26 protein-coding genes are annotated in these 22,276 nt (G+C 68.5%); 14 read left to right on the top strand and 12 right to left on the bottom strand.

The genetic code is table 11. The features are described from left to right. Positions 1–90: 90 nt before the first annotated feature. Complete coding sequence (locus AC07C1_RS10090; protein WP_478938158.1) at positions 91–1,644, top strand: glycosyltransferase family 87 protein; 1,554 nt, start codon at positions 91–93, stop codon at positions 1,642–1,644. A gap of 93 nt (positions 1,645–1,737) precedes the next feature. Here AC07C1_RS10090 and AC07C1_RS10085 read toward each other — a convergent pair whose 3' ends face one another. From AC07C1_RS10085 to AC07C1_RS10075, 3 genes are all read right to left on the bottom strand, one after another. Continuing rightward, positions 1,738–2,769, bottom strand: coding sequence for an alanine racemase (locus tag AC07C1_RS10085; protein WP_478938157.1), 1,032 nt, complete (start codon positions 2,767–2,769; stop codon positions 1,738–1,740). Positions 2,770–2,852: 83 nt separating this feature from the next. Next, positions 2,853–3,974 (bottom strand): peptidoglycan bridge formation glycyltransferase FemX, encoded by a 1,122-nt coding sequence (gene femX, locus AC07C1_RS10080; protein ID WP_478938155.1) that lies wholly within the window; start codon positions 3,972–3,974, stop codon positions 2,853–2,855. Positions 3,975–4,078: 104 nt separating this feature from the next. Next, the gene (locus AC07C1_RS10075) at positions 4,079–4,396 is read right to left on the bottom strand and encodes a hypothetical protein (RefSeq protein ID WP_478938154.1); all 318 of its coding nucleotides are present in this window, start codon (positions 4,394–4,396) and stop codon (positions 4,079–4,081) included. Positions 4,397–4,678: 282 nt separating this feature from the next. Here AC07C1_RS10075 and rpsF point away from each other — a divergent pair, with 282 nt between their 5' ends. The 4 genes from rpsF to rplI all read left to right on the top strand — a co-directional run bounded on the left by rpsF (position 4,679) and on the right by rplI (position 6,397). Continuing rightward, positions 4,679–4,969, top strand: a complete 291-nt coding sequence (rpsF, locus tag AC07C1_RS10070; RefSeq protein ID WP_453309007.1) for a 30S ribosomal protein S6 — start codon at positions 4,679–4,681, stop codon at positions 4,967–4,969. Between the two features lie 76 nt (positions 4,970–5,045). Further along, positions 5,046–5,639: a single-stranded DNA-binding protein gene (locus AC07C1_RS10065; protein WP_478938153.1), complete on the top strand. Its 594-nt coding sequence runs from the start codon at positions 5,046–5,048 to the stop codon at positions 5,637–5,639. 57 nt (positions 5,640–5,696) lie between these two features. Next, positions 5,697–5,933: a 30S ribosomal protein S18 gene (gene rpsR / locus AC07C1_RS10060; RefSeq protein WP_003949403.1), complete on the top strand. Its 237-nt coding sequence runs from the start codon at positions 5,697–5,699 to the stop codon at positions 5,931–5,933. A gap of 17 nt (positions 5,934–5,950) precedes the next feature. Further along, positions 5,951–6,397 (top strand): 50S ribosomal protein L9, encoded by a 447-nt coding sequence (gene rplI / locus AC07C1_RS10055; protein WP_478938152.1) that lies wholly within the window; start codon positions 5,951–5,953, stop codon positions 6,395–6,397. 114 nt (positions 6,398–6,511) lie between these two features. Here the strand turns inward: rplI and AC07C1_RS10050 are convergent, their stop codons facing one another. After that, on the bottom strand, positions 6,512–7,849 hold the full coding sequence (locus tag AC07C1_RS10050) for an MATE family efflux transporter (protein ID WP_478938150.1): 1,338 nt from the start codon (positions 7,847–7,849) through the stop codon (positions 6,512–6,514). 481 nt (positions 7,850–8,330) lie between these two features. Here AC07C1_RS10050 and dnaB point away from each other — a divergent pair, with 481 nt between their 5' ends. Both dnaB and AC07C1_RS10040 read left to right on the top strand, forming a co-directional pair. Continuing rightward, positions 8,331–9,809, top strand: a complete 1,479-nt coding sequence (gene dnaB / locus AC07C1_RS10045) for a replicative DNA helicase (RefSeq protein ID WP_478938149.1) — start codon at positions 8,331–8,333, stop codon at positions 9,807–9,809. A 106-nt stretch (positions 9,810–9,915) separates the two neighbouring features. Beyond that, the gene (locus tag AC07C1_RS10040; RefSeq protein WP_478938147.1) at positions 9,916–11,301 is read left to right on the top strand and encodes a serine hydrolase domain-containing protein; all 1,386 of its coding nucleotides are present in this window, start codon (positions 9,916–9,918) and stop codon (positions 11,299–11,301) included. 84 nt (positions 11,302–11,385) lie between these two features. Here AC07C1_RS10040 and AC07C1_RS10035 read toward each other — a convergent pair whose 3' ends face one another. Both AC07C1_RS10035 and AC07C1_RS10030 read right to left on the bottom strand, forming a co-directional pair. After that, positions 11,386–11,838, bottom strand: coding sequence for a GNAT family N-acetyltransferase (locus AC07C1_RS10035; RefSeq protein WP_478938145.1), 453 nt, complete (start codon positions 11,836–11,838; stop codon positions 11,386–11,388). A 9-nt stretch (positions 11,839–11,847) separates the two neighbouring features. Beyond that, on the bottom strand, positions 11,848–12,306 hold the full coding sequence (locus AC07C1_RS10030) for a MarR family winged helix-turn-helix transcriptional regulator (RefSeq protein ID WP_478938144.1): 459 nt from the start codon (positions 12,304–12,306) through the stop codon (positions 11,848–11,850). 142 nt (positions 12,307–12,448) lie between these two features. Here AC07C1_RS10030 and AC07C1_RS10025 point away from each other — a divergent pair, with 142 nt between their 5' ends. Beyond that, positions 12,449–13,657: an MFS transporter gene (locus AC07C1_RS10025; RefSeq protein ID WP_478938143.1), complete on the top strand. Its 1,209-nt coding sequence runs from the start codon at positions 12,449–12,451 to the stop codon at positions 13,655–13,657. Positions 13,658–13,746: 89 nt separating this feature from the next. Beyond that, positions 13,747–14,166, top strand: coding sequence for a GlcG/HbpS family heme-binding protein (locus AC07C1_RS10020; RefSeq protein ID WP_478938142.1), 420 nt, complete (start codon positions 13,747–13,749; stop codon positions 14,164–14,166). 73 nt (positions 14,167–14,239) lie between these two features. On the opposite strand, the gene AC07C1_RS10015 is transcribed toward AC07C1_RS10020, so the two are convergent. Then, entirely contained in the window at positions 14,240–15,106 is an 867-nt protein-coding gene (locus tag AC07C1_RS10015; protein ID WP_478938140.1) for a GNAT family N-acetyltransferase, read from the bottom strand. A 150-nt stretch (positions 15,107–15,256) separates the two neighbouring features. On the opposite strand from AC07C1_RS10015, the gene AC07C1_RS10010 reads away from it, so the two are divergent. After that, on the top strand, positions 15,257–15,889 hold the full coding sequence (locus tag AC07C1_RS10010; protein WP_478938139.1) for an HAD family hydrolase: 633 nt from the start codon (positions 15,257–15,259) through the stop codon (positions 15,887–15,889). Between the two features lie 179 nt (positions 15,890–16,068). Here AC07C1_RS10010 and AC07C1_RS10005 read toward each other — a convergent pair whose 3' ends face one another. The 5 genes from AC07C1_RS10005 to AC07C1_RS09985 form a co-directional block, all read right to left on the bottom strand. Beyond that, positions 16,069–16,551 (bottom strand): NUDIX domain-containing protein, encoded by a 483-nt coding sequence (locus tag AC07C1_RS10005; protein ID WP_478938138.1) that lies wholly within the window; start codon positions 16,549–16,551, stop codon positions 16,069–16,071. An 88-nt stretch (positions 16,552–16,639) separates the two neighbouring features. Then, complete coding sequence (locus AC07C1_RS10000) at positions 16,640–17,545, bottom strand: LysR family transcriptional regulator (RefSeq protein ID WP_478938137.1); 906 nt, start codon at positions 17,543–17,545, stop codon at positions 16,640–16,642. Between the two features lie 243 nt (positions 17,546–17,788). Continuing rightward, positions 17,789–18,937, bottom strand: coding sequence for a cystathionine gamma-lyase (locus AC07C1_RS09995; RefSeq protein ID WP_478938135.1), 1,149 nt, complete (start codon positions 18,935–18,937; stop codon positions 17,789–17,791). After that, positions 18,934–19,425 (bottom strand): low molecular weight protein-tyrosine-phosphatase, encoded by a 492-nt coding sequence (locus AC07C1_RS09990; RefSeq protein ID WP_478938134.1) that lies wholly within the window; start codon positions 19,423–19,425, stop codon positions 18,934–18,936. The genes AC07C1_RS09995 and AC07C1_RS09990 overlap by 4 nt, the downstream gene beginning before the upstream one ends. A 7-nt stretch (positions 19,426–19,432) precedes the next feature. Further along, positions 19,433–19,810, bottom strand: a complete 378-nt coding sequence (locus AC07C1_RS09985) for a phage holin family protein (RefSeq protein WP_478938133.1) — start codon at positions 19,808–19,810, stop codon at positions 19,433–19,435. A 59-nt stretch (positions 19,811–19,869) separates the two neighbouring features. On the opposite strand from AC07C1_RS09985, the gene AC07C1_RS09980 reads away from it, so the two are divergent. The 4 genes from AC07C1_RS09980 to AC07C1_RS09965 all read left to right on the top strand — a co-directional run bounded on the left by AC07C1_RS09980 (position 19,870) and on the right by AC07C1_RS09965 (position 22,221). Continuing rightward, complete coding sequence (locus AC07C1_RS09980; RefSeq protein WP_478938132.1) at positions 19,870–20,187, top strand: cupin domain-containing protein; 318 nt, start codon at positions 19,870–19,872, stop codon at positions 20,185–20,187. A 135-nt stretch (positions 20,188–20,322) separates the two neighbouring features. Then, complete coding sequence (locus AC07C1_RS09975; RefSeq protein ID WP_478938131.1) at positions 20,323–20,535, top strand: DUF5326 family protein; 213 nt, start codon at positions 20,323–20,325, stop codon at positions 20,533–20,535. Positions 20,536–20,736: 201 nt separating this feature from the next. After that, positions 20,737–21,684 (top strand): IclR family transcriptional regulator, encoded by a 948-nt coding sequence (locus AC07C1_RS09970; RefSeq protein WP_478938130.1) that lies wholly within the window; start codon positions 20,737–20,739, stop codon positions 21,682–21,684. 99 nt (positions 21,685–21,783) lie between these two features. Next, entirely contained in the window at positions 21,784–22,221 is a 438-nt protein-coding gene (locus AC07C1_RS09965; RefSeq protein WP_478938129.1) for an SsgA family sporulation/cell division regulator, read from the top strand. Positions 22,222–22,276: the final 55 nt, after the last annotated feature.

Raw genomic sequence — 22,276 nt, 5'->3', positions numbered from 1 at the left:
CTGGTGTTTCACGTGAAACCCGGGCCGCCGCACCGACGAGGTGCGGCGGCCCTCGGCGTATTCCCAGACAGGTACGGCAGGATGTGGCCCATGCCCAGTGCAGAGATGACGCCCGCGAGCGTGCACGAGCCCGAGCCTGTGCGGCCCGCCCCGGCAGAACCGGTGCAGCCGACCAGGGAGGACGAGGTTGCCGCGGCCGGCAGTGAACTGATCGGCGGTCCCCTCGGGCGGCGTGCCCTGCCCGGGACCTCCTGGTGGACCCCCGTACGGGTCGTCGCGCTCGTGGCGATCGGCATGTTCGCCCTCGGCCTGGTCCAGAAGGCGCCCTGCTACGACAGTGGCTGGTTCTTCGGCGCGAGCAGCCAGTACACACACGCCTGCTATTCGGACATCCCGCACCTGTACCAGGGGCGTGGGTTCGCCGACCATCTCGTGCCGTACTTCGACAAGCTCCCCGGCGACATGGACTACCTCGAGTACCCGGTGCTGACCGGAGTGTTCATGGAGGTGGCCTCCTGGCTGACCCCGCACAGCGGCAGCATCCAGCACCAGGAGCAGTGGTACTGGTTCGTCAACGCCGGAATGCTGATGGTGTGCGCGGCCGTCATCTCCGTCTGCGTGGCCCGTACCCACCGGAGGCGCCCCTGGGACGGCCTGCTGGTCGCCCTCGCGCCCGCCTTCGCGCTGACCGCCACCATCAACTGGGACCTCTTCGCGGTCGCCCTCACCGCCGCCGCGATGCTGATGTGGTCGCGGGGCCGGGCGCTCGCCTTCGGCATCCTGCTGGGGCTGGCCACCGCCGCCAAGCTCTATCCCGTTTTCCTGCTCGGCCCGCTGCTCCTGCTGTGCTGGCGGGCCGGCAAGTGGCGGGAGTTCCTCCAGGCCGTGGGTGGCGCGGTGGTCGCCTGGCTCGTGGTGAACCTGCCGGTGATGCTCACGCACGATGCGACGGGCTTCCACATCCGCGAGGGCTGGGCGAAGTTCTACGCCTTCAGCAAGGAGCGTGGCGTCGACTTCGGCTCCTTCTGGCTGATCTGGGCGCAGAACTCCAGCCACCCGCTGACCACCGACTTCGTGAACACCGTGGCCTCCGTGCTGGTGGTGCTGTGCTTCCTCGGCATGGGCGCGCTGACGTTCACCGCCCCGCGCCGACCACGCTTCGCCCAACTGGCCTTTCTGGTGGTGGCGGCCTTCATCCTCACCAACAAGGTGTACTCCCCGCAGTACGTCCTGTGGCTGGTGCCGCTGGCGGTCCTCGCCCGGCCCAAGTGGCGGGACTTCCTGATCTGGCAGGCGTGCGAGGTGGCGTACTTCCTCGGCATCTGGATGTACCTGGCCTACACGACCAGCGGAGACGCCCACAAGGGCCTGCCGACACACGGCTACCAGTGGGCGATCGTGCTGCATCTGGTGGGCACGCTGTACCTGTGCGCCGTCGTCGTACGGGACATCCTCATGCCGGAACGCGACGTGGTGCGCCGCTCGGGCGACGACGATCCCTCGGGCGGGGTCCTCGACGGCGCGGAGGACGTCTTCGTGCTCGGCGCGGCGGCTCATCCACCGCGGCATGCCGCCCACTTCGACGGGCCTCAGGTGGACTGGGGCAGGCCCGAACTGTCGCCCCACGAGGACCGTTCGCTCTGAGCGAACGGCCCCCGGGCTGGCCATGAACAAGGCCGTACACGCGCGATACGTGTACGGCCTTCCCGTTCCCGGTACCGCGTCCTCTGTGCCGGCCTAGCGGTCCATGATCCGGTCGAACTGCGTGGTGGTGTGCCGCAGATGGGCCACCAGCTCGTCACCGACCTTTGGCTCCGGGGCGTCCGACGGGACGAACAGGATCGACACCTGCATGTGCGGCGGCTCGGCGAACCAGCGCTGCTTGCCACCCCAGACGAACGGAGAAAGGTTCCGGTTGACCGTGGCGAGGCCGGCCCGTGCGACGCCCTTGGCACGCGGCATGACGCCGTGCAGGGCCTTCGGGGCCTCCAGGCCCACCCCGTGCGATGTACCGCCCGCCACGACCACCAGGTAGCCGTCCGAGGCCGCCTTCTGCTGGCGGTAACCGAACCGGTCGCCCTTGGTCACCCGCGTGACGTCCAGGACGGCGCCGCGGTACTCGGTCGCCTCGTGATCCCCCAGCCACAACCGCGTGCCGATTCGGGCGCGGAACCGGGTCTGCGGGAACTGCTGCTGGAGCCGGGCCAGTTCATCGGCCTTGAGGTGGCTGACGAACATCGTGTGCAGCGGCAGCCGGGCCGCGCGCAGCCGGTCCATCCAGCCGATGACCTCCTCGACGGCGTCCGAGCCGTCGGTGCGGTCCAGGGGCAGATGGATGGCGAAACCCTCCAGGCGGACGTTCTCTATGGCCTGGTGCAGCTGCGGCAGGTCCTGCTCGCTGATGCCGTGCCGCTTCATCGAGGACATCACCTCGATGACGACACGGGCGCCGACGAGGCCGTACACGCCGTCGATCGACGACACCGAGCGGACGACCCGGTCGGGCAGGGGCACGGGCTCCTCGCCGCGCCGGTACGGCGTCAGCACCAGCAGGTCACCGCCGAAGAAGTCCTTGATGCGCGCGGCCTCGTACGTCGTGCCGACGGCGAGCAGGTCCGCACCGAGCCGCGTGGCCTCCTCCGCCAGCCGTTCGTGCCCGAAGCCGTAGCCGTTGCCCTTGCAGACCGGGACGAGACCCGGGAACTGCTCCTGCACGTGCTTGTGGTGCGCCCGCCAGCGCGCGGTGTCGACGTAAAGCGTGAGCGCCATGGCCGGACCCGGAACCTTTCTCGTGGCTGCGGTGAATCAGAGGTGTGAGAGCTATGAAGGCTATGGAATCAAACGCTCGCGGCTCAGCGGCGCGACATGTAGATGTCGAGCGCCTTATGGAGCAGCTTGTTCAGCGGGAAGTCCCACTCGCCGAGGTACTCGGCGGCCTGTCCGCCCGTGCCGACCTTGAACTGGATCAGGCCGAACAGGTGGTCCGTCTCGTCCAGGGAGTCGGAGATGCCGCGCAGGTCGTAGACGGTGCCACCGAGCGCGTAGGCGTCGCGCAGCATCCGCCACTGCATCGCGTTCGAGGGCCGGACCTCACGGCCGATGTTGTCGGAGGCGCCGTAGGAGTACCAGACGTGCCCGCCGACGATCAGCATCGTCGCGGCGGACAGGTTCACGCCGTTGTGGCGGGCGAAGTACAGCCGCATGCGGTTGGGGTCCTCGGTGTTGAGGGCTGTCCACATGCGCTGGAAGTACGACAGCGGGCGGGGCCGGAAGTGGTCGCGCACGGCTGTGATCTCGTACAGCCGCTGCCACTCGGGCAGGTCCTGGTAGCCGCCCTGGACGACCTCGACGCCCGCCTTCTCGGCCTTCTTGATGTTGCGTCGCCACAGCTGGTTGAAGTTCTTGTGGACCTCTTCCAGGGAACGGTTGGCCAGTGGCACCTGGAAGACATAGCGGGGCTGCACATCACCGAAGCCGGCGCCGCCGTCCTCGCCCTGCTGCCAGCCCATGCGGCGCAGCTTGTCGGCCACCTCGAAGGCGCGCGGCTCGATGAAGTCGGCCTCCAGGTCGCGCAGCCGCTTGATGTCCGGGTCCTGGATGCCCCTCTTGATGGTCTCGGCGTTCCAGCGCCGGATGATCACCGGCGGGCCCATCTTCACGGAGAAGGCGCCCTGCTGCTTCAGATGCGCCAGCATCGGCTGGATCCAGTCGTCCAGGTTCGGCGCGAACCAGTTGATGACCGGGCCCTCGGGAAGATAGGCGAGGTAGCGCTTGATCTTGGGCAGCTGACGGTAGAGGACCAGGCCCGCGCCGACCAGCTCGCCGGTACGGTCGTCGAACCAGCCGAGATTCTCCGAGCGCCACTCCGCCTTCACGTCTGCCCAGGCCGGGACCTGCATGTGGCTCGCCGACGGCAGGCTCTGGATGTAGGCCAGATGCTGCTCGCGACTGATGGTCCTCAGGGTCAGGCTCATTCGGGGCGCTCCTCGGGCTGGTGTGTCCCCATGGGTACAGGGGCTCCGGCTCTCGCGCCGAAGCCTACTGCGCCTGACGAGCGCCCCGACTGGGCGTACGGGCCTCAGCTGCCGATGAGCCCGCCGAACAGTCCGCCGTGTGCCATGCCGAGCAGGAAACCGACTCCCGCGGCACCGAGCCCCAGGATCAGGCCGAAGCGCTCCCGCGTGGTCACCGAGATCCACTGCCCGTACGCGCCGACGACCATGCCCACCAGACCGGCCCAGGACGTCACCAGATGAAGGCCGTGGAAGAACGACGTGATGAAGGACAGCAGGCCCAGGACCAGCGTCACCACCACGAGGGCGTCCTGGAGCGGATGGGATTTACCGTCCGTGGCGAAGAGAGATCCGGCGGTATTGCGCTGCACTGCCTGTGCCATAGGGCACCTCCTGCGGAAGGCGGCGCATCGTAGCGCCGTACACACCCGACGTGTACAGATTGACGGTCCCCAGGGCCGGATTTCAACCGGAAGCGGGTGTGCGGGTAGTCTGTACCCTCTGCACCGGTGTCTGCCCAGGCCTGCCAGTCCTACTGGAGCCTCGCTGCGGGATCCCTGAGGGAACCCCGATTGTCAGTGGCGGCAGATACCGTTGCGTACGCATCGCAACCCTCCTGCCACGGAACGACCGTGGCCGCTGAGTCCAAAGGAGGTGGGTTCCACATGCGTCACTACGAGCTGATGGTCATCCTCGACCCCGATCTCGAGGAGCGTGCTGTCTCCCCGCTGATCGAGAACTTCCTGTCTGTCGTCCGTGACGGCGGCGGCAAGGTTGAGAAGGTCGACACCTGGGGCCGTCGTCGTCTCGCCTACGAGATCAAGAAGAAGCCCGAGGGCATCTACTCGGTCATCGACCTGCAGGCCGAGCCTGCGGTCGTCAAGGAGCTCGACCGCCAGATGAACCTGAACGAGTCGGTCCTCCGGACCAAGGTCCTCCGTCCCGAGATGCACTGAGCCTTCCGCTCAGCTGATCTCGGGATTCGAGTAGCAGCACCAAGCAGCCAGCAGCAAACCCGCCGAGAGGTTCCCCATGGCAGGCGAGACCGTCATCACGGTCATCGGCAATCTTGTCGACGACCCCGAGCTGCGCTTCACCCCGTCCGGTGCGGCGGTCGCGAAGTTCCGCGTCGCGTCCACTCCCCGCACCTTCGACCGCCAGACGAACGAGTGGAAGGACGGCGACAGCCTGTTCCTGACCTGCTCGGTCTGGCGTCAGGCGGCGGAGAACGTCGCCGAGTCGCTTCAGCGAGGCATGCGCGTCATCGTGCAGGGCCGGCTGAAGCAGCGGTCCTACGAGGACCGTGAGGGCGTCAAGCGCACGGTCTACGAGCTGGACGTCGAGGAAGTCGGCCCCAGCCTGCGCAACGCCACGGCCAAGGTCACCAAGACCGCCGGTGGCGCTCGCGGTGGCCAGGGTGGTTACGGCGGCGGCGGCCAGAGTGGCGGCGGCCAGGGTGGCGGCGGCTGGGGCGGAAGCTCCGGTGGCGGCCAGCAGGGCGGCAGCGCTCCGGCCGACGACCCGTGGGCGACCGGCGCTCCCGCCGCCGGTGGCAACCAGGGCGGCGGCGGCTGGGGCGGAAGCTCCGGCGGCGGTGGCGGCTACTCGGACGAGCCTCCCTTCTAGGCCTTCGGGCCGAGGGTGGGTCGTACCCCAACTTCTTGATCACACAGGAGAAACACCATGGCGAAGCCGCCTGTGCGCAAGCCTAAGAAGAAGGTCTGCGCTTTCTGCAAGGACAAGGTCACGTACGTGGACTACAAGGACACGAACATGCTGCGGAAGTTCATTTCCGACCGCGGCAAGATCCGTGCCCGCCGCGTGACCGGCAACTGCACGCAGCACCAGCGTGACGTCGCCACGGCCGTCAAGAACAGCCGTGAGATGGCGCTGCTGCCCTACACGTCCACCGCGCGCTAAGGGAGGGTGACCAAATCATGAAGATCATCCTCACCCACGAGGTCTCCGGCCTCGGTGCCGCGGGCGACGTCGTCGACGTCAAGGACGGTTACGCTCGCAACTACCTGATCCCGCGGAACTTCGCGATCCGCTGGACCAAGGGTGGCGAGAAGGACGTCGAGCAGATCCGTCGCGCTCGCAAGATCCACGAGATCCAGACCATCGAGCAGGCCAACCAGGTGAAGGCCCAGCTCGAGGGCGTGAAGGTCCGTCTGGCCGTCCGCTCCGGCGACGCCGGCCGTCTCTTCGGTTCCGTCACCCCGGCCGACGTCGCTTCCGCGATCAAGGCTTCCGGTGGCCCCGAGGTCGACAAGCGCCGCATCGAGCTGTCCGCCCCGATCAAGACCCTGGGCGCCCACGAGACGTCCGTGCGTCTGCACCCCGAGGTTGCCGCAAAGGTCAACATCGAGGTCGTCGCGGCCTGATGGCTGCATGATCGCTGCGCTCGCTTGAGCAGGTGAAAGGGGCCGCATCCGAAGGGTGCGGCCCCTTTTCCCATAGTGGGGTGCGGGCATCGCGGCATGTTTCACGTGAAACGGTCAGCGGGTCGCGCCCGTCACGATCCAGCGGCCGGAGCGGGTGCGCAGCCACAGGGTCAGCATGCGGATGGTCATCATCAGCGTCATCGCCGCCCAGAGCGCCGTGAGACCGCCGCCAAAGGTGGGGACGAGCAGAGCCACCGGTGCGAACACCGCCAGGGTGAAGACCATCGCCCAGGCCAGGTAGGGCCCGTCGCCCGCACCCATCAGAACGCCGTCCAGGACGAAGACGACCCCACAGACGGGCTGCGACAGTGCCACCATCAGCAGTGCGGGCAGTGCCGTGTCCTTGACCACCGAGTCGCTGGTGAACAGCGGCAGGAAAAGCGGTCGGGCGGCCACTACGAGCAGGCCGAGTACGGCACCGGTCGCGAGGCCCCATTGGACCATGCGGCGGCAGGCCTCGCGTGCGCCCTGGGTATCGTCCGCGCCGAGGTAGCGGCCGATGATCGCCTGTCCCGCGATCGCGATCGCGTCGAGAGCGAAAGCCAGCAGGCTCCACAGGGACAGCACGATCTGGTGGGCGGCGATGTCGGCGTCACCGAGATGTGCGGCGACCGTCGTGGCGATCATCAGGATCGCCCGCAGGGACAGGGTACGGACCAGCAGGGGCACGCCCGCCTGGGCCGAGGCCCGGATGCCGGCGGCGTCCGGGCGGAGGGAAGCACCGTGCCGCTGGGCCCCGCGTACGACTACGGTCAGGTAGACGGCTGCCATGCCGCACTGTGCGACGACCGTGCCCCATGCCGAACCGGCGATGCCGAGCCCGGCACCGTAGACGAGTCCTCCGTTGAGCGCGCCGTTGGCGATGAAACCGGCGATGGCGACGTAGAGCGGGGTGCGGGTGTTCTGCAGGCCACGCAGCACTCCCGTCGAGGCGAGGACGATGAGCATGGCCGGGATACCCAGCGAGGAGATACGCAGATACGTCGTGGCGTAGGGAGCCGCGGTGGGGGAGGCGCCGAAGAGGTCCACGATGCCGGGGGCCAGTGGAAAGACGACGGCGATGACGGCGATGCCGAGCAGCAGAGCCAGCCAGATGCCGTCCATGCCCTGCCGGATGGCCGCCTGGAGATCACCGGCGCCGACGCGGCGGGCCACAGCGGCTGTGGTGGCGTAGGCGAGGAAGACGAAGACGCTCACCGCGGTGGTGAGGAGGGCCGAGGCGACGCCGAGGCCGGCGAGTTGCGCGGTGCCGAGATGGCCGACGATCGCACTGTCCGCCATGACGAAGAGAGGCTCGGCGATGAGGGCGCCGAAGGCTGGGACGGCCAGCGCGACGATCTCTCGGTCGTGCCGTCGGCGGGTGGCCTTCGGTATCGCGGGAGCCTGTGTCATGAGCACTAATCTAATCGTCCACAGGTAAGCGATGCAACTACCCTGTGACCCTTACCTCATCTCTCGGGTCATCTCCTTTCGCGCACCGTTCGAAGGGATCTTGGTCCGACTGGGAAAGTTTTTCTTCTGCACAACCAGTGGACGGTAAAGATGCAGGTCAGGGACCTCCGTGGCAGGGGAGCGAGGGCTTGTTCACAGGGCTGTCCACCGGGTCGTGCACAGGTTTCGGCGAGTTCTCCACAGCATCGGGGCGGTCGTCCACAGGGCCTGTGGATAACCAGATTGGCTGACGGTGCCGGCGGGCCTACCGTGGTCCGGCGCCCACTCCCTTCCCCGGCCCGGGAAGTGCCTTTCCCACGGCCTTGGAACCGTCACAAAGCCGACGCGTGAGAACCGGAGTTGGGCCTCTTATTTGTCAGTGTCGTGCCGTACAACAGAGGACACGGCGAGGTCCGCTGTGCGGACGGGAGGAGGTGGCTCGGTGAGCATTTCCGAGCCCTTGGACGATCCGTGGGCCGACAGTGGGCCCAGCGATCGTCTGCCGGCCTCCCGTCGGCGGAGTGACGGTGGCCGGGGTCGTGACGAACAACACGACCGGGGCCGGGAGAACAGTGGTTGGGACGGTGGCGGGTCGTCCTTCGAGCGGGTGCCGCCGCAGGATCTGGACGCCGAGCAGTCGGTACTGGGCGGCATGCTGCTGTCCAAGGACGCCATCGCCGACGTCGTCGAGATCCTCAAGGGCCACGACTTCTACAAGCCCGCGCACGAGACGATCTACCAGGCGATCCTCGACATCTACGCGAAGGGCGAGCCGGCCGACCCCATCACCATCGCCGCCGAACTCACCAAGCGCGGCGAGATCAACAAGGTCGGCGGCGCTTCGTACCTGCACACGCTCGTCCAGACGGTGCCGACCGCGGCCAACGCCGAGTACTACGCCGAGATCGTCCATGAGCGGGCCGTACTACGCCGCCTGGTCGAGGCCGGCACGCGCATCACCCAGATGGGATACGCGGCCGACGACGACGTCGACGAGATCGTCAACCGGGCACAGGCCGAGATCTACGCCGTCACCGAGCAGCGCACCAGCGAGGACTATCTGCCGCTCGGCGACATCATGGAAGGCGCCCTCGACGAGATCGAGGCGATCGGCTCACGCAGCGGCGAGATGACGGGCGTGCCCACGGGCTTCACCGACTTCGACTCGCTGACGAACGGTCTGCACCCTGGCCAGATGATCGTCATCGCGGCCCGACCCGCCATGGGTAAGTCGACCCTCGCCCTGGACTTCGCGCGGGCCGCCTCGATCAAGCACAACCTGCCGAGCGTCATCTTCTCGCTCGAAATGGGCCGCAACGAGATCGCGATGCGTCTGCTGTCCGCGGAGGCCCGGGTCGCCCTGCATCACATGCGGTCCGGCACGATGACCGACGAGGACTGGACCCGGCTCGCCCGTCGCATGCCGGACGTCTCGGCCGCACCGCTCTACATCGACGACTCCCCGAACCTGTCGATGATGGAGATCCGCGCCAAGTGCCGGCGGCTGAAGCAGCGCAGCGACCTCAAGCTGGTCGTCATCGACTACCTCCAGCTGATGCAGTCCGGCGGCTCCAAGCGCGCGGAGAGCCGTCAGCAGGAGGTCTCGGACATGTCCCGTAACCTCAAGTTGCTCGCGAAGGAGCTGGAGATCCCGGTCATCGCGCTTTCCCAGCTCAACCGTGGTCCCGAGCAGCGCACCGACAAGAAGCCGATGGTCTCCGACCTGCGTGAGTCCGGCTCCATCGAGCAGGACGCCGACATGGTCATCCTGCTGCACCGTGAGGACGCCTATGAGAAGGAGTCCCCGCGTGCGGGCGAGGCCGACCTGATCGTCGCCAAGCACCGAAACGGCCCGACGGCCACGATCACGGTCGCGTTCCAGGGCCACTACTCCCGCTTCGTGGACATGGCCCAGACCTGATCCCCCTGTCCGGGGCCTTCGCAGGAACCCGACCCGGCCGGGCTCATGGAGCGGTGTCCGGGAAATGGATTCGACGTCCACTGGCACCGGCCGGTGGACTGGGCTCATGACGACATCTCAGGAAGCGCTGCTCCCCAGCACCCGGCGTGCCTTGCTGCACCGGATCGCCGTCGCGCAGGCCGAAGGGCGGGCGCCGTCGCTGGTCGCCGCCGTCGTACGGGACGGACAAGCCCTGTGGCACGGGGCGCGTGCCTCGGCAGAGGGGCACGCGCCGGACGAAAACACGCAGTACCGTATCGGTTCCATCACCAAGACCTTCACGGCCGTACTGGTGATGCGGCTGCGCGACGAGGGTCTGCTCGATCTCGGCGATCCGCTGGAGAAGCATCTGCCGGGCACCGGCGCGGGGGAGGCGACAATCGCCGAACTGCTCGCCCACACAGCCGGCTTGGCGGCCGAGTCACCTGCTCCCTGGTGGGAACGGACCCCCGGATCCCTGCGGCCCGAGCTGAGTGACGTGCTCGGTGAGCAGCCCCTCCTGCATCCCGTCGGTCGGCGGCATCACTACTCCAACCCCGGCTACACGGTGCTCGGCGCGCTGGTGGAGGAGTTGCGTGGCGCTCCCTGGGAGGCGGCGCTGCGCGGCGAGATCCTCGAGCCGCTCGGCCTGCACCGTACGAGCATGCGGCCGCAGACCCCGTACGCCGACGGATGGGCCGTGCATCCGTGGGCCGACGCCGTGCTGCCCGAGCCGCTGGAGGATCTCGGCCGGATGGCACCGGCTGGGCAGTTGTGGTCGACCACGGGTGATCTGGCCCGGTTCGCCGTGTTTCTGGCTCGGGGTGACGACCGGGTACTGGGGGCGGAGTCGGTGCGGGAGATGCGAACCCCGGCGGCACCCGCCGAGGCCGCGGACGTGGCGGACGGGACCGCCTATGGCTTGGGAATGCAGATCCTGCATCGGGACGGCAGGCTGCTCGTCGGGCACTCCGGTTCGCTGCCGGGCTTCCTGGCGAACCTCACCATCAGTGTGGAGGATGACGTGGCGGCGGTGGTGCTCACCAATTGCACCAGCGGGCCGCTGTTGGGCGCGCTGGGCGCCGACCTCGTACGGATCGTCGCCGAGGCGGAACCCCGGATCCCTGAGCCCTGGCGGCCGCTGCCCGAGGTCGACCCGGCGGTCATGGAGCTGGCGGGGCAGTGGTACTGGGGGACTCATGCCTTCGGCCTGCGCGTGAGTGCTGACGGCCTGATCGCGTTGGCACCGCTGACCGGTGGCGGACGCCGTGCCCGCTTCCGGTCGAACGGGGACGGCACCTGGACGGGTCTGGAGGGCTACTACGCCGGGGAGCTGCTACGGCCGGTACGACGCCCGGACGGGTCCGTGAGTCATTTCGACCTCGGGTCGTTCGTTTTCACGCGGCAGCCGTACGACATCGAGGCTCCGGTACCTGGCGGAGTGGATCCGGAGGGGTGGCGGGGGATGCGCTAGCCCGAAGACGCGAAGGCGGTGTGTTTCACGTGAAACACACCGCACTGCTCCGCTCGTCACTGTTCCGCTCGTCCTGCGGTGCCGTCACAGCTTCAGTTTGAAGCCCTCGTGCGATGCCGTGAAGCCCAGCCGCTCGTAGAAACGGTGGGCGTCGGTACGCGTCTTGTCGGACGTCAGCTGCACCATCCGGCAGCCGAGCCGGCGGGATGTGTCGATCGCCCACTCGATGAGCCGGCTGCCGAGTCCGCTGCCCCGTTCGTCGGCGTGGATACGCACGGCTTCGATGAGCGCGCGGGTCGCCCCCTGGTGGGAGAGCCCGGGAAGGATCGTGAGCTGCAGGGTTCCGATCACGCGGCCTTCGTGTACGGCGACGACGAGATGCTGGTTGGCGTCGGCGTCGATGCGCTCCAGCGCAGCCTTGTACGGGGTCAGGTCGTGAGGCGACTCGCGTTGGGCGCCCAGCGGATCGTCGGCGAGCATCGCCACGATCGCCGGCAGGTCATCGGCGGTCGCGCGCCGTATTTCAAGATCTTCCATGCCCGCACCCTATGCGGGCACGTTCAATGACTCCACGACCCGGACCAACGGGGTCAGCTCGGGGTTCAGGGAGGCCTCGTCCAGGGCCTCGCGCAGGGCGGCGTCATTGGTCGGTCGCGCCCCCTCCAGCAGTCGCAGACCCGCTTCGGTGACGTTGGTGTAGATGCCGCGCCGGTCGGTGGGGCACAGGTAGCGCTCCAGCAGACCGCGGTCCTCCAGACGGGTCACCAGCCGCGTGGTGGCGCTCTGGCTGAGGACGACCGCGTCGGCGACCTGCTTCATCTGCAGATGCCCGCCCTCGCCGTCGTGCTGTCGGCTGAGCACGTCGAGCAGGGAGTACTCGCGCACGCTCAGATCGTGCTTCGCCTGGAGGGCGCGCTCGATGTGCGCCTCGATCTTTCCGTGCAGCGCAGAAAGGGCGCACCAGCCCTGGGCAAGGGCGGTGAGCGCGGGGTCCGTCGCTGTCATGGGGGTTCTCCTCCGTTCCAGAGCGGCTGAACCAAGGGTAGAGCACCGGCGCAATAGTCGGCGTTTGCATGTAGCCCGCGTCCGCAACTATTGTGGGCGCATGTAAAGCGCTCCTGCAATCATCTGGGAAGGTGTACCCCACATGCCTCTCGCGCTCCTGGCCCTCGCGATCGGGGCCTTCGGAATCGGAACGACCGAGTTCGTGATCATGGGCTTGCTGCCCGACGTCGCGAGCGACTTCGGGGTATCCATCCCCACGGCGGGCCTGCTGGTGACCGGCTACGCGCTCGGCGTGGTCATCGGTGCCCCGCTGATGACCGTGCTCGGCACCAAGGTCTCGCGCAAGCGGATGCTGATGCTGCTGATGGGACTCTTCATCGCCGGCAACCTGCTCTCCGCGGTGGCTCCCACCTTCGCGGTCATGCTGATCGGACGAGTGATCGCCTCACTCGCCCACGGAGCCTTCTTCGGCATCGGCTCGGTCGTCGCCGCGGAACTGGTGGCACCCGACAAGAAGGCCGGCGCCATCGCCATGATGTTCACCGGCCTGACCGTCGCCAATGTCGTCGGTGTCCCGTTGGGCACGCTCATCGGGCAGAACGTCGGCTGGCGCGTCACCTTCGGCATCGTCGCGGCCCTCGGGTTGGTCGGTCTTGCCGGCATCGCCAAGCTGGTGCCCGAGATGCCACGGCCGGAGGGTGTGCACCTGCGGCACGAGCTGGCCGCCTTCAAGAACGCCCAGGTCCTGCTCGCCATGGCGATGACCGTCCTCGGCTTCGGCGGGGTCTTCGCGGCCATCACCTACATCGCCCCGATGATGACCCACATCGCCGGCTTCGCCGACGGCTCGGTCACCTGGCTGCTGGTCCTGTTCGGCCTCGGCATGGTCGGCGGCAACCTCATCGGCGGCAGGTTCGCCGACCGCGCCCTGATGCCGATGCTGTATGTCTCTCTGGGGGCCCTGGCCGTCGTCCTGGCGTTCTTCACACTGACAGCACACAACAAGATCGCGGCCGCCGTGACCATCGCCCTGATCGGCGCCCTGGGCTTCGCCACCGTCCCGCCGCTGCAGAAGCGCGTCCTCGACCAGGCGCACGGTGCCCCGACGCTCGCCTCGGCCGTGAACATCGGCGCCTTCAACCTGGGCAACGCCCTCTCCGCCTGGCTCGGCGGCATCGTGATCGCGGCCGGCCTCGGCTACACCGCCCCCAACTGGGTCGGTGCCGTCCTCGCCGCGGCCGCCCTGGTCCTCGCCGTCCTCTCGGCGGCCCTGGAACGCCGCGACGACGCACACCGCCCCGTGGCCGCCTCGGGCACGTCGGCCGGGCAGCGGACGTCCGTCCGCCACTGAGCCGCCCGGCTCACCGGTACCGCCACACACCCGTACCGGGCCCCTGGTTCGGCACGCATCCACCTCAACAACTCCAAGGAGAAAGCTCCATGAGCACCACCGTCGTCGCCCCGCTCACCATCGAGGACGCCGAGCTGCTGGTCGCCACGGCCCGTCGCGCGGCCGAGGACGCCGGCGTCACCGTCAGCGTCACGGTCCTGGACGCCGGCGGCCACCTGCTCGCCTTCCGCCGGGACGACCGGGCCGTGCTGATCTCCGGTGAGACCAGCACCCGCAAGGCATACACGGCGCTCCAGCTGAACGCGCCCACCGCCGACCTGGTCGACGCCGTGCAGCCGGGCGGCCTCTTCCACACGCTGCCCACGGCCCTCGACCGGCCTCTGCTGTTCATCGCGGGCGGTATCCCCGTCCACCGGAACGGCAGGCTCATCGGCGCGATCGGCGTCGGCGGCGGTGCGCCGGAGCAGGACCACGGCTTCGCCACCGCGGCGGTTCAGGCGCTCGCCTGATCACACGGCCCGGGACGGACAACGCCGGCCCCACCACTCGAAGCGGTGGGGCCGGCGTTCACCGTGCGCAGGCTCAGCCCGCGGCCACCGTCAGCGGCGCGAACCGGCGCGTCCAGTCCCCTGGGAGGTCGGTGATGCCGTAGGTCATCACGGCATTGAAAGCCACGGAGGCCAGTCCCCGCGCTTTCGCCCACCCCAGCAGCTCCTCGTGGCGCACGTCGATGTCGGTGCGCAGCGGGCGGTCCGTACCGGCCGCCAGCGAGGCGATGAGAGCCTTGGCGGTCTCCGTGTCCCGGGCGATCAGCGGGCCGACGACATGGGTGTCCATGTTGGGCCACGCTGCCGTGTAACCGATGATCCGGCCGTCCTCCTCGGCCACCCGCAGCTGGTCGGCGAAGGCGGGCAGACGAGTGATGAGTGGCGTGCGGTCGGCGCCGAACACCTCCTCGTCGAGACGCAGAATCGCGGGAAGGTCCTCCGCGGTCGCAGCCCGCGTCGGCACCCTGGAGTCCGGACCACCGGGGGTGAAGGTACCGGTCAGCATCTCCGCCCGGCCCGTCACCTTGAAGCCCAGCTCCTCGTACAGGGGACGGCCATAGGGGGTGGCATGCAGGGTCAGCGGGGTGGTCCCCATGGTCGCCACGATGTGCCGCAACAGACGGCGCCCGACGCCCTGACGGGCATGACGTTGGGCCACCAGAACCATACCGATGGCACCGAGTTCCAGCCGTTCCCACGAGCCGTACTCGGTGACGACGCACGCGGCGACGAGGCCACCCTGTGGGTCGTCGATGCCGAAGCCCTTTCCGGCCGTGAGGAGGAGGCCCCACTTGTGCTCTTCGCGTGGCCACCCCCGGTCCTGGGACAAGTCGGCACATGCAGGGAGATCGCGAAGCGTCAGACGGCGGATGGGCAGAGCGGCGAGGGAAGGAGTCGGCACGCAGGTCAGGCTGTCCGACCGGCACCCCTGCCGTCCACCCGTTTCGAGACAGACGTACGTGCTTTTGGCCATGCCGTAGCCCTGCGCACAGCTCATGGACACCTCTGAGTGTTTCACGTGAAACATCGGCATCCGATTAGCCTCCGGGTTATGGCGAGACTTCATCTCTTCGACCTCGATGGCACGTTGTTGCACCGCACCACGGCACCGGTGGAGATTTCCCGCCAGTTGGGGCTGGAGGCGGAGACGGTCGCGCTGGACCGGGCGATCGCGGAGGGCCGGATCGGACCACCGGAGTACGCGGCGCAGGTGTACGACCTGTGGGCGGCCCTGACTGAGGCGCATGTGCACGCCGCTTTCGAGGCGGCTCCCTGGCTGACCCGGATTCGCGAGGTATGGGCGGAGATCAGAAGCGCGGGTGAATACTGCGCCGTGGTGTCTCTCTCACCTTCCTTCTTCGTGGAACGCCTGCTGGACTGGGGTGCGCATGCGGCCCATGGATCCCTTTTCCCGGCTGTACCGTTCACCGAGCCTGTCGACCCCTCCGGGGCGCTCAGCGCCGCGGCCAAGGTGACCATCGCGGACCGGCTCTGTGCGGAGTTCGGTGTGTCACGGGCGGACTGCGTCGCGTACGGCGACTCATCGTCGGACAGGGAGCTGTTTGCTGTCGTACCGGTTTCCGTGGCGGTGAACGCGGATGGTCACCTGTCCGGACTCGCGACCCATTCCTACACCGGACGGGATTTGTGGGATGCCTATGAATTGGTCAGCGGAGCCGGGTAGTTGACGAGCCTCTCGGCTCACCCCCTGCCTGATTCATGAGAGAGGCACGATGGCCGAGATCGGCCCTGCCACCGACAAGGCACCTCCTACTTCTACACGCTCCTCGAAGGCCCTGCTCACCGCGGCCGAGCCCTTGGACGAATGAGTCCGCAGCGGAGTCGGTGCCTTCCGGTGGCGCGCTATCCGAGGTCGGGAGCGTGCATGGCGCGTACCCCTTCGATATTGCCGTCCAGGTAGTGGCGCAGTGACAGCGGGACGAGATGGACGGAGGCGATACCGACGCGGGTGAACGGGACACGGACGATCTCGTACTCACCGGCCGGCTCGTCCACTTCGGGGCCGTGCCGCAGGGAGGGGTCCATGGATTCCAGTCGGCAGACGAAGAAGTGCTGCACCTTCACACCGGTGGCGCCCCCGTCGTCACCGATGTGCTCCACGGTGTCCACGAAGCACGGCACCACATCGGTGATCTTGGCTCCGAGTTCCTCGTACACCTCTCGGTGCAGGGCGTCCACGACGGTCGAGTCGCCGGACTCCACGCCGCCGCCGGGCGTGACCCAGTAGGGGTCGACACCGGGCTTGGTTCGCTTGATCAGGATCAGGTCGTCACCGTCCAGCAGGACGGCACGGGCGGTGCGCTTGACCACGGGTCGGACGGTCATGGGAGAAATGTGGCCCGGCTGGTTCCACGTGAAACATCGCAGAGGGCCACTGGGTGACCGCAGTGCGTGCCCTCCCCGGAAGCGGCCCTCAGCACCAGGCCGCGGCCGCCCGCTGGAGCCACTCGTGGGCCCGGGCGATATGGGGCATGGCGAGGGTGCCGGTACGCACCACCAGGAAGTATGTGCGCAGCGGCGGCACGGCCGGGGCATGCAGCCTGACGATCGTGCCGCGTTCGAGGGCCGAGGCGCACAGATAGCGGGGCAGTACCGCCAGCCCGGCGCCAGCGATCGCGCAGGCGAGCACGGCCCGGAGATCGGGGACGATGACCGTGCCCGAGGCGGCCGGGCGTGAGTCGAAGACGGAGGCCCAGTAGCGCGAGACGAAGGGCAGCGACTCGTGGACCTCGACGACGGGCAGGTTCTCCAGGGCCGGTGCTCCCTTCAGCCGTAACGCGTCCGAGCCGATCCGTTCCGCCCAGCGCGGGGCGGCGACCAGTACGTGTTCCTCGTCGCAGAGCGGAGTGGCGGTGAGCAGTGCTCCGCGCGGCCGGGCCGTGCTGATGGTCAGATCATGGTGTCCGGCGGCCAGTCCCTCCAGTGTTTCCTCGGCGGTGCCGAAGGAGGCGCGCAGCGCGAAGCCCTGGCCGTCGTCGCCGGTCAGCTCGGTGAGCGCGGGCAGGGCGCGTTCGGCGGTGAACTCCGGCGGGCCGGCGAGATGCAGCGTCCGTAACGACGACTCGTCGTCCAGGCCGCTCTCGGCTATCTCCACCAGGGCGTCGAGGTGCGGCGCGGCCTTGTGTGCCAGCTCGTCGCCGATGGTTGTCGGGGTCACCCCGCGGGGCTGCCGGAGGAAGAGCGGCCTGCCCAGCTGACGTTCCAGCGTGCGGATCTGCGAGGTGACAGCGGGCTGGGAGAGCCCGAGCAGCGCGGCGGCGCGAGTGAAGGAACCGGCCCGGTGCACGGTGACGAAGGTCCGTAGCAAGGCCAGATCCATGGCATGCCTCCCCTCCCCTGTCCCTGCCGTCCTCCGGCGCACGGGTAGGCAGCAACTATAAATAAGTCGATAGGTTCCTGTCGCTAGCGTGATTGGACACTGACACAGAGTCAACTAGCCTTGTCCGCACGGTTCTTCGCAGGAGGAACCGAAGACGGTCCGAGCCACGAGGGGGGAGGCTCGGACCGTCATGCGACCTCGGCAGGTGACGCGTCGCGGCTCGTTCGGCGGACGCGTCCCGGCTCACTCGGCGGACTCGTCCAGGGCACGCAGCAGGTCGGCGATCAAGTCGTCGGGGTCCTCGGCGCCGACGGACATGCGGATGAAGCCCTCCGGGACCGCGTCCCCGCCCCAGCGACGGCGGCGTTCGGCCGTGGAGCGCACCCCGCCGAAGCTGGTCGCGTCCTCCACCAGGCGCAGGGCCTCCAGGAAACGCTCGGCACGCGCGCGCGTGGGCAGCGTGAAGGAGACCACGCAGCCGTAGCGGCTCATCTGTTGTGAGGCGATCTTGTGCGAGGGGTCGCCGGGCAGGCCGGGGTAGCGTAGGTCGGACACCTCGGGCCGCTGCGCCAGCGCTTCGGCGACCCGCAGGGCGGTGGCGTTCTGCCGGTCGACGCGCAGCTGGAGCGTGGCGATGGACCGGTGCGCGAGCCAAGTCTCCATGGGCCCGGAGATCGCCCCGACGATCTTGCGCCAGCGGCGTACGGCGGCCATCGCCTCGGTGTCGCGGCCGGTGACGTAGCCCAGGAGGACGTCTCCGTGCCCGGTGAGCTGCTTGGTGCCGCTGGCCACGGAGAAGTCGGCGCCCAGCTCCAGCGGGCGCTGTCCGAGCGGGGTGGCGAGAGTGTTGTCGACGGCCACCAGAGCGCCGCCCGCGTGTGCCGCGTCCACCAGCCGCCGGATGTCACAGACGTCGAGCCCGGGGTTCGACGGGGACTCGATCCACAGCAGCCGGGCGCCGTCGAGTACCTCCAGCTGTGCGTCGGCGCCGGTGGCAGCAGTGCGCACCTCGACGCCGTAGGCCTCCAGCTGGGCGCGGACCAGCGGCAGCACCTGGTAACCGTCGGAGGGCAGCACGACCGCGTCCCCGGCGCGCAGCTGGGAGAAGAGAACCGCGGAGATCGCCGCCATGCCGGAGGCGAACACCAGCGTCTCGACGTCCTCCTGCCCGGGCGCCTCGAGCTCGGTGATGGCGCGCTCCAGCAGCGTCCAGGTCGGGTTGTCGTCGCGGCCGTAGGAGTACGGTCCCGTCACCTCGCCGGGCAGGTGGAAGTGCGCCGCGAACACCGGTCCCGGCAGGGTCGGCTCGTGCTTGGCCGGCTCGGGCAGTCCGGCGCGTACCGCGCGGGTGCCGTCGCCGGTGTGCCCCTCGCCATTGGTGGCATCGCTCATGCGGCCCGTCCCTCCAGTCGTTCCCGTACGGCGACGAGCAGACCGGTGCTCGCCGCTTCCACCATCTCAAGACACTCCTCGAAGCCGTCGCTGCCCCCGTAGTACGGATCCGGTACGTCGAGGGCGTCACCACTGGCAGGGTCGTAGGAACGCAGCAGGTGGATCTTGCGCACGTCCTCCTCGGTGGCGGCGAGCCGGCGCAGAGCCTTGAGGTGGCCGGTGTCCAGGGCGATCACGAGGTCGAGCCGGGCGAACCACGACGGCTGGAACTGCCGGGCGACGTGCCCGGTGTCGTAGCCGTGCTCCTCGAGCACCGAGACGGTGCGCGGGTCGGCGGCCTCGCCCTCGTGCCAGCCTCCGGTACCGGCGCTGTCGACCTCGACCAGACCGTCGAGCCCGGCCTCCGCCACGCGCGCGCGGAAGACGGATTCGGCCATCGGGGAGCGGCAGATGTTGCCGGTGCACACGAAGCAGACGCGGTAGGACATGGCGCGCTCAGTCCTCGTCGGGCAGGACGACGTGCAGTGCCCAGGAGACGACGGAGATGATCAGACCGCCCAGGACGGCCGTCCAGAAGCCCTCCACGTGGAAGCTCAGATCGAGCTTGCCGCAGACCCACGAGGTCAACAGCAGCATCAGCGCGTTCACCACCAGGGTGATCAGCCCCAGGGTCAGGATGAACAGCGGGAAGGTGAGCACCTTCATGACCGGCTTGACCAGCCAGTTCACCAGGCCGAAGATCAGTGCGACGACGATCAGCGTGCCGGCCTTCTTGGCCGTGCTGTCACCGGTCAGGGTGATCTTGTCGAGCAGCCACACGGCGACCGCCAGGGCGCCCGCGTTGGCGATCGTCTTGACTACGAAATTCTTCATGTGTCTGATCGTGGCAGACCGGACGGGTAGCGGGCAGTGGAGCGAGGGCGGCAGCGGCGATGAAGGCATTCCGGCTGGACGAACTGGAGGCGGAGCGCGCCGCCAACGAGGGTGCCTACCTTCAGTTCCTGCGGGAGCGGAACATGTCGGTCGGCCTGTACGCCCTCAACGCGGGCGACCACGACCCGCAGAAGCCGCACAGTCAGGACGAGGTGTACTTCGTCGTCAGCGGCCGGGCGTCGATCACGGTCGGTCTGGAAACGACCGAGGTGGCGCGGGGCAGCGTTGTCTACGTGCCGGCCGGGGTCGCGCACAAGTTCCATCACATCAGCGAAGACCTGAGGGTGCTCGTCGTCTTCTCTCCGCCTGAGGCGTGAGCCGGGACCTCGGGGTTCCCTAGGGGACGGGTCAGGGGACGACAAGGGGTACGCGGCCCCCACGGGCCCCCTCCGCAGCCCTAGCATCGAGTGCAGAACATCGACAACGCACGAGAACGCAAAGGACGAGGGCAAATGCGAGAGATCTTCGCGGGGCTGCCGTGGTGGGTGAAGTGGGTCGCGGTGCCGGTCATCGCCCTGGTCGTGTTCGGCGGCCTGATAGTGACCGTGGTCGGATTCGTGATCAACCTGCTGTTCAAGGCGCTGATCTTCGTCGCCCTGGTCGGCGGGCTGATCTACATCGTGCGCAGATTCATGACCAACTCCTCGTCGCGCCGCGACTGGTGAGGAGGCGGGAACCGGTGACCGGTGAACGGGGACGGCAACCGGTTCCCTCGGGGGAGGGAAGTTTCCCCACGAGACCGCCGGCGCGCGGTGGCTGACGGTTAGAGTCCGGAACTCCCCACGGGATCTGGCCCCGTGGTGGCGCAGACCCCCCTCCGTGCTCTACCTCCGCACGGGCTGCCCCTCGCGCTTCGGGAGTGACCCTTGGCCACGGTTGACACCGCACCGGCAGAACCTCACGCACCCCCCACCTCACCATCACAGCACTCCTGCCCGCCCCCCCTGCAGCGGCCGCCCACCGCCTCGGTCCCCGGGCAACCGCAGGCCGCGGACCACCCAGCACGCCCGGCGTCGGCGGGCCTCGCAGAGCAGCCGGCCTCCGCGCACACTCCCGGGCCACCTGCGGCCGCGACCCTCATCGGATCCGTGCAGCGAGCCATGCGGCTGCTGGAGACCGTCGCCGCGCACGCCTACGGCGCACCCGCCAAGCAGCTCGCCCGCGAGACCGGCCTTGCCCTGCCCACGACGTACCACCTGCTGCGCACCCTGGTGCACGAGGGCTATCTGCGCCGCGAGAAGGGGATGTTCTTCCTCGGCGACGCGGTAGAGCGGCTGAGCAGCAGCGGAGCACAGCAGAAACGTCGCAGCACGGTGGTGGACACGCTCGCGCACTGGCGCGATTCCATCGGTGTGCCGGTGTACTACGCGATGTACCGGGACGGCGAGATCGAGGTCATGTGCGTCTCCGACTCTCCAGAAGCCCCCGCGGTCGAGGAATGGGCCGACTTCCGCGAGACCGGCCACGCGCACGCGATCGGGCAGTGCCTGCTCTCCCAGCTGGACGAGGACGCCCGACGCGACCATCTCACCCGATACCCCGTGCAGGCCATCACGCCGTACACCGTGCGTGACAACGATGCCCTGCTGCGACGGCTGGCCCGGGTGCGGCGCATGGAAGCGGTGGTGGAGCGGCAGGAATACGCGCTCGGCACGGTCTGCGCGGCGGTCCCGATCACGGTCGGCACCACCGCGGCCACCATGGCCATTTCCCTGCCCGCCCGGCGCGCCGACCGGTTGCTGCCCGCGGCCGGCCGGTTGCAGGCCGAGGTCGGCCGTCACCTGGGAGCCCTCGCGCTCTCTATCAGTATCTGAAAAATTACTCCTTGTGATCTCTCATGTACGTTAAGCAAGATTTGACCACGGTCAGAGGGATCAATCCCGGCCAGTCGACGTCATATGACGGGGTAGGCGATGCGCGAGTCCGTACAGGCAGAAGTCATGATGAGCTTTCTCGTGTCGGAGGAGCTCTCCTTCCGCATTCCGGTGGAGTTGCGCTACGAGACCGATGATCCCTATGCGGTGCGACTTACCTTCCATCTGCCCGGTGACGCCCCGGTGACCTGGGCCTTCGGGCGGGAGTTGCTGATCGACGGGGTCGGCCGACCGTGCGGAGAGGGGGACGTGCACATCGCACCCGCCGATACGGAGGTGCTGGGCGAGGTGCTGATCCGGCTTCAGGTCGGCAGCGACCAGGCGCTGTTCCGCTCGTCGGCCCCGCCGCTCGTGGCCTTCCTCGATCGTACGGACAAGCTCGTGCCGCTCGGCCAGGAGGGCGCGCTGGCCGATTTCGACGCTCATCTCGATGAGGCCCTGGACCGCATCCTGGCTGAGGAGCAGAGCGCCGGCTGAAGGGTTGCGTACGGGGCGCGGGTGCTCCGTCGTACCGTGCGGGAATGTGCAGGAA

Source organism: Streptomyces sp. NPDC045022, from assembly GCF_056432605.1.
Note: the sequence above shows the minus strand (reverse complement) of the source record. Positions and strands in the feature narration are given on the sequence as shown.